Annotated in this window: 9 protein-coding genes; 3 read left to right on the plus strand and 6 right to left on the minus strand. The window is 73.2% G+C overall.

Features of this window, described 5'->3' with window-relative positions; translation table 11 throughout:
• From ACFU99_RS18430 to ACFU99_RS18440, 3 genes are all read right to left on the minus strand, one after another.
• Nucleotides 1–2,884, minus strand: a 2,884-nt coding sequence (locus ACFU99_RS18430; protein WP_384392911.1) for an amino acid adenylation domain-containing protein, incomplete at its 3' end; no start/stop codon positions are given.
• Nucleotides 2,881–3,141 (minus strand): phosphopantetheine-binding protein, encoded by a 261-nt coding sequence (locus ACFU99_RS18435; protein ID WP_384392914.1) that lies wholly within the window; start codon nucleotides 3,139–3,141, stop codon nucleotides 2,881–2,883. The genes ACFU99_RS18435 and ACFU99_RS18430, both read right to left, overlap by 4 nt.
• 297 nt (nucleotides 3,142–3,438) lie before the next feature.
• Complete coding sequence (locus ACFU99_RS18440; protein WP_384392917.1) at nucleotides 3,439–3,915, minus strand: serine hydrolase; 477 nt, start codon at nucleotides 3,913–3,915, stop codon at nucleotides 3,439–3,441.
• A 113-nt stretch (nucleotides 3,916–4,028) separates the two neighbouring features.
• On the opposite strand from ACFU99_RS18440, the gene ACFU99_RS18445 reads away from it, so the two are divergent.
• Together ACFU99_RS18445 and ACFU99_RS18450 are read left to right on the plus strand one after the other, a co-directional pair.
• A complete protein-coding gene (locus tag ACFU99_RS18445) occupies nucleotides 4,029–4,976 on the plus strand; it encodes a helix-turn-helix domain-containing protein (RefSeq protein WP_384392920.1) in 948 nt (315 codons plus the stop codon).
• A 9-nt stretch (nucleotides 4,977–4,985) separates the two neighbouring features.
• On the plus strand, nucleotides 4,986–5,465 hold the full coding sequence (locus ACFU99_RS18450) for an SRPBCC family protein (RefSeq protein WP_384392923.1): 480 nt from the start codon (nucleotides 4,986–4,988) through the stop codon (nucleotides 5,463–5,465).
• A gap of 40 nt (nucleotides 5,466–5,505) precedes the next feature.
• On the opposite strand, the gene ACFU99_RS18455 is transcribed toward ACFU99_RS18450, so the two are convergent.
• The gene (locus tag ACFU99_RS18455) at nucleotides 5,506–6,111 is read right to left on the minus strand and encodes a GMC oxidoreductase (protein ID WP_384392926.1); all 606 of its coding nucleotides are present in this window, start codon (nucleotides 6,109–6,111) and stop codon (nucleotides 5,506–5,508) included.
• Between the two features lie 185 nt (nucleotides 6,112–6,296).
• On the opposite strand from ACFU99_RS18455, the gene argG reads away from it, so the two are divergent.
• The gene (argG, locus tag ACFU99_RS18460; RefSeq protein WP_384392929.1) at nucleotides 6,297–7,751 is read left to right on the plus strand and encodes an argininosuccinate synthase; all 1,455 of its coding nucleotides are present in this window, start codon (nucleotides 6,297–6,299) and stop codon (nucleotides 7,749–7,751) included.
• A 113-nt stretch (nucleotides 7,752–7,864) separates the two neighbouring features.
• Here argG and ACFU99_RS18465 read toward each other — a convergent pair whose 3' ends face one another.
• Nucleotides 7,865–8,401, minus strand: coding sequence for a hypothetical protein (locus ACFU99_RS18465; RefSeq protein ID WP_384392931.1), 537 nt, complete (start codon nucleotides 8,399–8,401; stop codon nucleotides 7,865–7,867).
• Nucleotides 8,402–8,553: 152 nt separating this feature from the next.
• Nucleotides 8,554–11,019: ATP-binding protein (locus ACFU99_RS18470; protein ID WP_384392934.1), on the minus strand; the 2,466-nt coding region annotated here is incomplete at its 5' end.

Here is an 11,019-nt window from a genome sequence, read left to right on the forward strand (position 1 = left end):
GGTATCTGCGCGGGTGCATGTGGCGGGGCAGGCACCGCGCCATGTGGTCGTGGAGTCCGGCGAGTTCGGGGGCGGCCGAGCCGTCGGCGGCCACCAGGTAGGCGACGAGTTCCGGGCCGGCGGACGCGTCCGGTTCCGGGGCGGTGGCGAGCACGGCCGCTTCCCGTACGCCCGGGTGGGCGCGGAGCACGTTCTCGATCTCGCCGAGTTCGATGCGTACGCCCCGGATCTTGACCTGGTGGTCGTTGCGGCCCAGGAAGTCCAGGCTCCCGTCGGTCCGCCAGCGCACGAGGTCGCCCGTGTGGTAGAGGCGTGCGCCGGGCGTCGGGGCGTACGGGTGCGGGACGAACCGGTCGGCGGTCAGGGCCGGCTGGCCGAGGTAGCCGCGGGCCAGGCCCGCGCCGCCCAGGTACAGCTCGCCGGGCACGCCCACCGGAACCGGCCGCAGCTCGGCGTCGAAGACGTACGCCTCGGTACCGGTGACCGGCCGTCCGATGCCGGGGAGCGCTCCGCGCGCCTCGCCGCCCTCCGTCGCCACTGCCCCCGAAGCTGCGATGACCGTGTTCTCGGTGGGGCCGTAGTTGTTGACGAGGCGGAAGGGCAGCGGGCGATCGCCCGTTCCGTGCAGCCGGTCGCCGCCGGTGTGCACGGTCCGCAGGGCCGATCCGGCGGGCCACGGGTCGCCGAGCATCCGTTCCAGCAGCGGCGTCGGCAGAAAGGCGCTGGTGAGCTGGTGTTCCATGAGCCAGGAGCGGAGCGCGGCCGGGTCCGGCACGGTCTCGGCGTCGGGCACCTCCAGGGTGGCGCCGGCGGTCAGGGCCGACCAGATCTCCCAGACGGAGGCGTCGAATCCGGGGGCGGCGATGAGCGTGCTGCGGTCGCCGGGGCCGAGGCCGAACTCCTCGCGGTTCCAGGCCACGAGGTTGGCGAGCGCGCGGTGCTCGACCATCACGCCCTTGGGGCGGCCGGTGGAGCCGGAGGTGTACATGACGTAGGCGAGATCGCTGGGCCGCCCGGTCCGCGGGACGGGCGGTGCCGCTGCTTCGGGGGCACGGACGCCGTCGAGCGTGAGGATGCTCGTACTTCTTGTGCCGCTCTCGCTGCCGCTGCCGCCGTCGAGGGCCCCGGCGTGCTCGGCGTCGGTCAAGGCGGCCAGCGGGCGCGCCTCGGCGAGGATCGCGTTGAGGCGGGAGGCGGGGTGCGCGGGGTCGAGGGAGACGTACGCGGCCCCGCACTTGAGGACGGCCAGCTGCGCGGTCACGAGCTCCGCGCCGCGCGGCAGGCAGACCGCCACGAGGGCGCCCGGCCCGGCGCCCGCCGCGCGCAGCCCGGCCGCGATCTCGTCGGCGGCGCGGTCGAGCCCGGCGTAGGTGAGGATGCCCTCGGCGGTCCGTACGGCGACGGCGTCCGGCTGGGCGCGCACCTGGCGCGCGAAGAGCTGATCGACGCGCCCGCCTTCTCCTGTGACCTCGTGCGTGCTGTCGGCCGCGCCGGACCAGTCGGTGAGGAGAGTCCGTTCCTCGTCGGCGCCGAGTGCGGGCAGTCGCCCGATCTGGTCCTCGGGCGCGGCGAGCGCGGCGGCCAGCAGGCGTACGTACCGTTCGCCGGTCAGCTCGGCGGTGCGGCCGTCGAAGACGTCCGCCTGGTAGCCCACCCACGCCTCGGCGCCGCCCTGCCGCCGCCACGCGAGGTGCAGCGCGATCTCGTACTTGGCGGTCTCCATCGGCATCGGCAGCGGGGAGGACGCGAGCCCGGGGAGGAGCGCGCCCGGCTCGGGCACGTCCTCGTAGGTGACGACGGTCTGGAACAGCGGGTGCCGGGACGTCGAGCGGTCCGGCTGCAATTCCTCGACGAGCAGCTGGAAGGGGAGGTCCTGGTACTCGTGCCCGGCGAGGAAGGTGTCGCGGACCTGCTGTACGAGCGTGCCGAACGCGGTGTCCGGCGCGCAGCGCACGCGCAGCGGCAGCATGTTCACGAACAGCCCGACGGTCCCTTCGACCTCCAGATCCGTGCGGCCGCTCACCGGTACGCCGATGATCACGTCCGGCGTGGAGGCCATCCGGGACATCAGGACCGCGTAGGCCGCGAGCAGAGTGATGAACCGGGTGGAGCGGTAGCGGGAGGCGACGGCTTCGAGCCGCTGCCCGAGCCCGGCCGGGACGGCGAACGCCCGGCCCTCGCCGTCGAAGCTCTGCGTCGCGGGGTGCGGCCGGTCGGTCGGCAGGGGCAGCTTGAGCTGCGCGCCGTCGAGTTCGGCGCGCCAGTAGTCCAGCGCCTCGCGGCTGCGCGGCCCGTCGAGGAGCCGACGCTCGGCGGCCACGTACTCCCGGTACGAGCGTGCGGGCGCGGGGAGCGGGTCGGCGGCTTCGCCCCCGTCCGACGCGGCCTGGTCGAGAGCGGCCTGGTAGAGGGCGGAGAGTTCGCGGTCCAGGACGCCGAGGGACCAGCCGTCGACCACGATGTGGTGGAAGTTGAGGACCAGCGCGTGGTCGTCGTCGGCGATCCGGATCAAGTCCGCCCGGAAGACGGGCCCGTTGGTCAGGTCGAAGGGGGCGAGGGCGGCGCGGGCCACGGCTTCGTTCATGGCGGCTTCGCGCGTCGCGGCGGGTGACCGGCTGAGGTCGGTCAGGGCCGGCGGCACGCTCCCGCGAGGGGCGATCCGCAGGGCCGGCGCGCCGTCCACGGTGGGGAAGGTGGCGCGCAGCACGTCGTGCCGTTCGATCAGCCGGTCGAGGGCCTGCTGAAGGGCGGGTACGTCCAGCGGTCCGCGCAGCCGCGTGGCGCGCGGCACGTTGTACTCGTTGCCGTCGGGCCGTAGCTGCCACAGGAACCAGAGGCGTTGCTGGGCGGAGGAGAGTGCCGAGAGAGGCGCTTCGGCGCTCATGTGGAGACGCCGTTCTCGGCGGCGAGGGCTTGCTGTCCGTGCTCCGGCTTCCGCATGACGAAGTCGGTGAGGTCGTCGACGGTGGGCCGCTCGAAGAAGTCGGCCATCGGGATCTCGACGCGCAGGGTGCGCGAGATGCGGGCGATGGCCTGCGATGCCGTCAGCGAGTGCCCGCCGAGTTCGAAGAAATTGTCGCCGTAGCCGAGTTCTTCGAGGCGGAGGACCTCTTTCCAAATGCGCCCGATCGCAGTGCGCACGTCGTCGCGTGAGATGTGTTGCGTTGGCTCGGCCTCGGAAACCATGATGGCAAGACCCCTTCCGGCCCTGGCGGGTGCGGCGGTTTCCCGGCGTAGCGCGCGAAACCTCTGTCCTCGCCACAAGATGTAAGGCGGGAGGGGCGGGAGCCAAGCGGGGTACCCGAAGGGGAAGCGGTTGCTGCCCTGTTGGGCAGCGGAGCAGAAGACAACCCGTGACCGCCGGTAAACCGGACCGGGCCGCCGGACGCCGGGGGCACCCGGCGGCTCCGGGAACGTGCGCCTCAGATCGTATGCGCCTCAGAGAGCGCGATAAACAGCATCGATCAGCCCGGTCTTCCGCGGATCGTTCACTACATGGTGGCCCATCACATTCATGGTGTACCCCATGCTCAAATGCGCCTCGGGGTCGCACATTCCGAAGGAACCGCCGTAACCGTCGAATCCGAAGGCGCGCGGATCGGGCCCGAACTCGCCGTCCGTCCCGCTGGGGATGACGCCGAGTCCGAACTCGGATTCGCGGCCGAGCGCGGCGCCGAGCACCAGGTCGAGGCAGCGCCCCTGCCCTTGCCGCGCGCGGTCGACCTGCTCGGCGCCGATCACGGCGGCACGGCCGGCGTAGGCGCCGTAGAGCTGCGCCGGCGAGAGCGCGGTGGCGTGTCCGTTGGCGGCGGGGATCTCGGCGCGCCGCCGCCGCGGGGTATTCGCGATGTCGGCGCCGGTGCCGGGGTCGGCGAGGGCGGCGAGCCCGGCCCGGTGGCTCAGCAGATACCGCACGGGCCCTCCCCGACGAACCGATTCCCCCTGTGCCGCTGCCCTCTCCACGCGCACGACCCGTGCGCCCCGGAGAGCGGCCGCCGCAGTCCCGCCGGAAAGCCTAGGGTTGTGGGGTGATCGACACGGCTGAGTTCGACCTGGGGCCGTATGCCGGGGTCGGCGGGGTTATCGAGATGGACGCGCTCGTCCGGCGCACCTATTGCAGTTGGCACGAGGCCGGCTGGCGGTCGTTGTTGGTGCAGCGGTTCGTTCACGCGCGGGAGGCGGAGGAGTTTCCGTTGCCGGGGGTGGACGATGTGCATCTTGTGCTCTGTACGGGCGGCGAGGCGGAGATGCGGGTGCGGGCCGGGGGCAGGGCGGCTCGGCGGCGGTGGGCGGACGGGCGGCTGGAGCTGGTGGTTCCGGGGCGGTCCACCGTGCGCAGTTATCGGGCGAAGTCGACGCTGCACACCGTTCAGGTGCACATCCCGCGGGCGACCGTGGAGCGGACCGCGGCCGAGATGGCGGTGCCGGCGCCGGACTTCGAGGCGCTGGCCGCCTGGCTGGGGGCGGGCGACGCGCTGGTCGAGCAGATCGTACGGGCGCTGCCCGCGGCCGCCGGCGCTGGCGACGTGTACGCGGAGTCCGCCGCGGCCTTCCTCACCACACACCTGCTGACGCAGGCCCACCGCCGCGATCACCGCCTGCCGGGGCCTGAGCGCACCGCCGTCCACCGCGGCATCGCCGTCATGCGCGAGCGACTGGCCCACCCGCTGACGCTCGCCGACGTCGCCGCCGAGGTGAACCTGAGCGTCTACCATTTCATCCGCGTGTTCCGCGAAGCCACCGGCGAGACGCCGCACCGGTACCTCACCCGGCTCCGCGTCGAGCAGGCGCGGCGGTTGCTCGACGGCACCGTCCTCACCGTCGGGCAGATCGCCGAACGTTGCGGGTTCGCCGGTCCCGGCAGCTTCTCCTCGGCCTTCCTGGCGCACGTCGGCGTCCGGCCGTCGGTCTACCGCAGGAATTCGTCGACAGGTCGGCAATCCCGCGCATGTCCCGCACCGCCCGAGCCGTCCTAGCGTGGGGCAATGCCCTACACCCCCTGCACCTACTCCGTGACCGCCCACTCGCCCGCGAAGCCCCCCGCCGTCTTCGGCGTCCTCGTCGACGCCGCCACCTGGCCGACCTGGTCGGCGATCGACGCCGTGGAGGTCGAGCCCGGCAGCGGCTCCCCCGAAGGCCCCGCGGGCCCCGCAGTCCCTCAGCAGGTCGGCGACACCCGCGTCTTCCGTACCGGCAAGACGATCGCCCGCGAGCGCATCGTCGAACTCGTCGCCGACCGGCGGTTCGTCTACGAGAACGAGAGCGGCCCCTTCCGGTCCTACCGCGGCACCGTCGAACTCGCCGAGTCGCCGCAGGGCGGCACCGACATCACCTGGTCGGCGGTCTTCGAGCCGAAGCCGCGCCTCTCGGGTCCGTTCTGGCGGTGGTATCTGACGCGCTTCATGCAGCGGATGGTCAGCGGCCTGGCCGCCTACGCCGACACCGGCGGGGCCGCGCGCGGCTGACCCACGCCCGTAGAGCCCGTAAAGCCGCTGACCACCCGCCTCAGCCGCCGTGCTCCTCCAGCACCATCCCCGCCGCCGTCTCCCCCACCACCACACACGGAGCCGTCGTATTGGCGAGCGTGACGTGCGGCAGCACAGCGGCGTCCGCGACGCGCAGCCCGGTGACGCCGTACACCCTCAGCTGTCCGTCCACCACCGCGTCCCCGTCCGTGCCCATCCGGGCGGTGCCGCACTGGTGCCAGAACGTCTCGACCGCGTTGCGCAGGAACAGCTCCACGTCGGCCCGCGCCGTGGCCGCCGGCGCCACCTCGCGCTTGAGGTACGGGGCGAACTCGGCCGAGTTGCCGATCTCGCGGGCCATGGCGACGCAGGCCGGCGCCGAGGCCACGTCCTCGGGGTCGGAGAGGAAGCGCGTGTCGACGCGCGGGGCGAGCGTCGGGTCCGTACCCGCGAGGGAGATCCGGCCCTTGCCGCGCTGCCGCATGCCGGGGAGGAAGGTGACCGCCCGTTCCGGCAGCGGGTACTGGGCGGCGCTTTCGGGGGACACCGAGCCCGTGGGCGAGAGGTAGAGGAAGAATTCCGGCGCTCCGGGCCGCGTCTCGTCCTCCCAGAAGCAGACCGCCTGGCTGCGCGTGGGCGGCGGCATCGGTATGTCGTGGGTCTGCCATACGCAGCCGAAGCGGATGTGGTCGTCCAGGTTCCGGCCGACGCCGCAAATTCAACAGCTTCACAGCTGTCCTATGGGCGGATAATCAGCGGATGGTCAAGGGGCATGCACCTGCCCGACGGCCGGATTTTGCATGATCATGCATGGTGAGGCATACTCTTCCTATGTCCAAGGTTCTCACCTCACTGCCCACTGGCGAACGCGTCGGCATCGCCTTCTCCGGCGGCCTCGACACCTCCGTCGCCGTCGCCTGGATGCGCGACAAGGGTGCCGTCCCCTGCACCTACACCGCCGACATCGGCCAGTACGACGAGCCCGACATCGCCTCGGTGCCCGGCCGTGCCAAGACGTACGGCGCCGAGATCGCGCGCCTGGTCGACTGCCGCGCCGCGCTGGTCGAGGAGGGCCTCGCCGCGCTCTCCTGCGGAGCCTTCCACATCCGCTCCGGCGGCCGCCCCTACTTCAACACCACGCCGCTCGGCCGCGCCGTCACCGGCACGCTCCTGGTCCGGGCGATGCTGGAGGACGACGTCCAGATCTGGGGCGACGGCTCGACGTTCAAGGGCAACGACATCGAGCGGTTCTACCGCTACGGCCTGCTCGCCAACCCCCAGCTGCGGATCTACAAGCCATGGCTGGACGCGGACTTCGTGACCGAGCTCGGCGGGCGCAAGGAAATGTCGGAGTGGCTGCTCGCCCACGACCTGCCCTACCGGGACAGCACCGAGAAGGCGTACTCCACCGACGCCAACATCTGGGGCGCCACGCACGAGGCCAAGACCCTGGAGCACCTGGACACAGGCGTCGAGACGGTCGACCCGATCATGGGCGTGAAGTTCTGGGACCCGTCGGTCGAGATCGCCGCCGAGGACGTGACGGTCGGCTTCGACCAGGGCCGTCCCGTGACGATCAACGGCAAGGAGTTCGCCTCCGCCGTCGACCTGGTGATGGAGGCCAACGCCGTCGGCGGCCGCCACGGCATGGGCATGTCGGACCAGATCGAGAACCGGATCATCGAGGCCAAGAGCCGCGGCATCTACGAGGCCCCCGGCATGGCCCTGCTGCACGCCGCGTACGAGCGCCTCGTCAACGCGATCCACAACGAGGACACCCTCGCCCAGTACCACAACGAGGGCCGGCGCCTCGGCCGCCTCATGTACGAGGGCCGCTGGCTGGACCCGCAGGCCCTGATGGTGCGCGAGTCGCTCCAGCGCTGGGTCGGCGCGGCCGTCACCGGCGAGGTCACGCTGCGGCTGCGGCGCGGCGAGGACTACTCGATCCTCGACACGACCGGCCCCGCCTTCAGCTACCACCCCGACAAGCTGTCGATGGAGCGCACCGAGGACTCGGCGTTCGGTCCGGTGGACCGGATCGGCCAGCTCACCATGCGCAACCTCGACATCGCCGACTCGCGCGCCCGGCTGGAGCAGTACGCGGGCCTCGGCATGGTCGGCACCGGCCAGGCCGCGCTCGTCGGCGCCGCCCAGGCGGCCTCGACCGGGCTGATCGGCGCGATGCCGGAGGGCGGAGCCGAGGCCATCGCCTCGCGCGGCGCGGTCTCCGGCGACGAGGAATTCGAACTCCTCGACCGCGCGGCGATGGAATTCGGCACGGACTGAGCACCACGGTTCGGGTGCGGTAGCGAACAGCGGTCACCGGCCTTGGGTGCGGACCGCGAACGGTCTGCGCACAAGGCCGAGCCGTACGTGTGCCGGGGCGCCCTCGGAACCCGTCAGCCGGAGACGATGTCGATGATCGCCGTACCGTCCGCGCCGGGCGCCACCTGAATCACGACGGCTTGCGGCTGGGGGCTCGGTCGGGTGGCGGGGACCAGCCCCCCGCAGGAGTTGCCGCCACCGGTGCTGCGGACGACCGTGACGCAGCCCTGGCCCCGGCCGCTCGCGCCGCCTCCGAACTGGCCGCCGCCCGAGCGCACGGTGTATTCGATCTTGTTCGGGCCGACCTCGGTCACGGACATGGTCGCCGCGGCCCCGGCGGGCCCCCTGAAACGGAACGTCACGGGCTCGGACACCGCGATCTCGCAGTTGCCGTCCGCGCACGCGCCGACGTCACGCCCGTCCGTCGCCGACGCCGAAGCTGTCGGCGTCCGCTCAGGGGAGGACTCGGGCGAGGACGGATTCGGGGCTTGCTTCGAGGCCTGCTTCGACGCCTGCCGATGAGATGCGGATGAGGCCGCCCCGTCCGTGCGGCCCGCCCCGCCGGAAGCGTCGCAGCCGACCACCGCCAAGGCGGCGAGCGCGCAGAACACAGCTCCCCGCCGATACGCGTGACCTGCTCGCAAGCCGCGTGCCGACACCGTCGTGACCATGGCGACTCCCCGCGTCCCGGACGTCCCCGCGCCCCGGCAGCCAGCTTTCCCGTACTCCAACGTCATCAAGCGCCGTGGGCGAGCGATAGATCCTACGAGCGCGAGCCCGCCGACGGCGCAGCATGGATACGGGCCGGATCGGCCGCACGCACCGCCGCCTTCCCGTCCAGCCCCCACCCCTCCCCGTACGCCGCGTCGAAGGCCCCCTCCCCCAGCGCGGCCCGCCCCCGGCGGGTGAGGTCGCGGACCTGACGGTCCGTACGGTCGTGAGCGCCGCGCAGCCGGGACGCGGCGCCGAGCAGGACAGCGGCCGTGCGAGGGAGCCCGTACGCCTCGGCGAGCGCCGCCGCGTTCACCGCCACCAGTGACGTGACCGGCAGGTCGCCGGTGGCCAGCGCCGCCGCGTACGCCGTCGTCAGCGCCCGCTCCGCGCCGGCCGGGTCGCCCAGTTCCAGGCGGAGCGAGGCCCTGCCGGTGCCGAGCAGCACCAGCGCGTGGGCGCCGGGGAACGGGGGCGTGCCGCGCAGCCCCTGTTCGGCCGCGTCGAGCAGTTCCCGCGCCCGGTCCAGGTCGCCGAGTCCCACCCTGAGGCGGGCCTCCCACACGTCGACCAGGCACAGCATCCCCGGCAGCGTCGTGCGCAGCGCCCGCTCCCGGGCCGCGTCGATCGTCGCGATCACCAGGTCGGTCTCACCGCGCCGCAGGTACAGGTCGATCCAGCGCAGGTCGCCGAACACCTCGTCGCTCAGGCTCAGCGAGCCGAACTCGCGCTCCAGTTCACGGGCCCGGCGCAGATCGGCCAGCGCGCCGTCGAGGTCGTCGTCGTACTGCCGCAGCTGGGCGCGCATCGGCAGCGCGTTGGCCTGGCCCCATTGGTCGCCGACCTGCCGGAAGCGGGCCAGGGCCGCCTCCACGTCGGTGCGCGTCCGCTCCAGATCGCCCACGTTCTCGGCGAACCGGGCCCGGTACATGCGGGCCAGCCCGGACAGCCACACGTCGTCGCCGTCGGCGAGGCGCTCGATGATCGCGGGCGCGGTCTTCGCTCCCCGCAGGAACGTGAACGGGAGCGCGATGAGCACACCGTACGGACCGGGCGGTTCCGGGCCCACGAGCAGCCGTTCGGCCAGTTCCTCCACCTCGGCCCAGTCGGCCGCGGCCTCTTCGGGGGTCCTCCCCGGCCAGTGACCGAGCCGGTTGAGCAGATGGATGGCTCGGGCGCAGTCGCGGTCGGCGGATCGGGCACTGGTCGACGGCTCGCCGTCCGGCACCGCCAGCGCCTCGCCCAGCCAGTAGGCCGCTTCGGAGTGCCGGTCGAGCATCTGCCAGTACCAGGCCAGGTTCAGGGCGAGGACGACCGCGCCGGAGGCGTCGCCCGTGTCGCAGCGGCGGCGCAGCGCGGCCAGTGTGTTGTCGTACTCGGCCCTGATGACGCGCATGGCGGCCGGCTGGCCGCCGCCGCGCAACCGCGGCTCGTAACGGGCCGCCAGCTCTGCGAAGTAGCCGGCGGCCAGGTCGCGTACGGTCCCGAGCGCGCCCGTCGCGGCCAGGCGGTCGGCGCCGTACTCGCGCAGCGTCTCCAGCATGCGGTAGCGGCCCGGTTCGGGGGCGAGGTGCAGCAACGACCGGTCGACGAGGGCGGCGAGGAGTTCGGGGATGCCGGCGGGCGGCACGTCGGTGCCGGCGCAGAGGGCCGCGGCCGAGGCCGGTGTGACGCCGCCGGGCAGGACCGCGACGCGTTCGGCGACCGTACGCTCGTCCGCGCTCAGCAGGTCCCAGCTCCAGGCGATGACGGCGCGCAGCGTGCGGTGGCGGGGCAGCGCGGTGCGGCTGCCGGTGGTGAGCAGCCGGAAGCGGTCGGAGAGCCCGTCGGCCAGTTCGGGCAGCGACAGCGTACGGAGCCGGGCCGCGGCCAGTTCCAGGGCGAGCGGCATCCCGTCCAGGCCGCGGACCACCCGTCGGACGTCGTCCAGCGTCGCCTTGTCGGTCGCGAAGCCGGGGCGTACGGCCGCGGCCCGCTCGGTGAACAGGCGTACCGCCGCCGCCCGCCGGGCCTCCTCGACGCCGTCGTCCGGGCCGGGCAGCGCGAGCGGGCCGAGCGGTACGAGCGCCTCGCCATCGACCGCGAGGGGTTCGCGGCTGGTGGCGAGCGCGCGCAGCCCGGGGCAGCGGGACAGCAGGGCCGCGACCAGGTGGGCCACGGCGTCGATCAGGTGCTCGCAGTTGTCGACGAGCAGCAGGATCTCCCGGCCGCCGAGCCGGTCGACGAGTACGTCCAGTTCGTCGCCGTCCGTCCGCCCACGGGCCTCGAACCGCGCGCCGCCGCGCATCCCGATCCCGGCGAGCACGGCCGCGCCGACCTTCGCCGGCTCGGTGACGGAGGCCAGGTCGATCATCCACGCGCCGTCCCGGTACTGGTGGCGGCGGCGACGGGCGGCCTCGACGGCGAGACGCGTCTTCCCCGCGCCGCCGGGGCCGAGCACGGTGACGAGCCGCCCCGCGGCGAGCAGCGTCCCGATCCGGGCGAGGTCGTCATCGCGCCCGACGAAGCTGGTCAGGGG

The organism is Streptomyces sp. NPDC057654 (assembly GCF_042800135.1).
In the GTDB taxonomy this organism is placed as follows: domain Bacteria; phylum Actinomycetota; class Actinomycetes; order Streptomycetales; family Streptomycetaceae; genus Streptomyces.

What these genes read in the sequence shown, in the direction of transcription:
- argG (WP_384392929.1), top strand. Translation starts at nt 6,297, where the DNA reads ATGTCCAAGGTTCTCACCTCACTGCCCACTGGCGAACGCGTCGGCATC.
- ACFU99_RS18450 (WP_384392923.1), top strand. Translation starts at nt 4,986, where the DNA reads ATGCCCTACACCCCCTGCACCTACTCCGTGACCGCCCACTCGCCCGCG.
- ACFU99_RS18455 (WP_384392926.1), bottom strand. Translation starts at nt 6,111, where the DNA reads ATGCCGCCGCCCACGCGCAGCCAGGCGGTCTGCTTCTGGGAGGACGAG.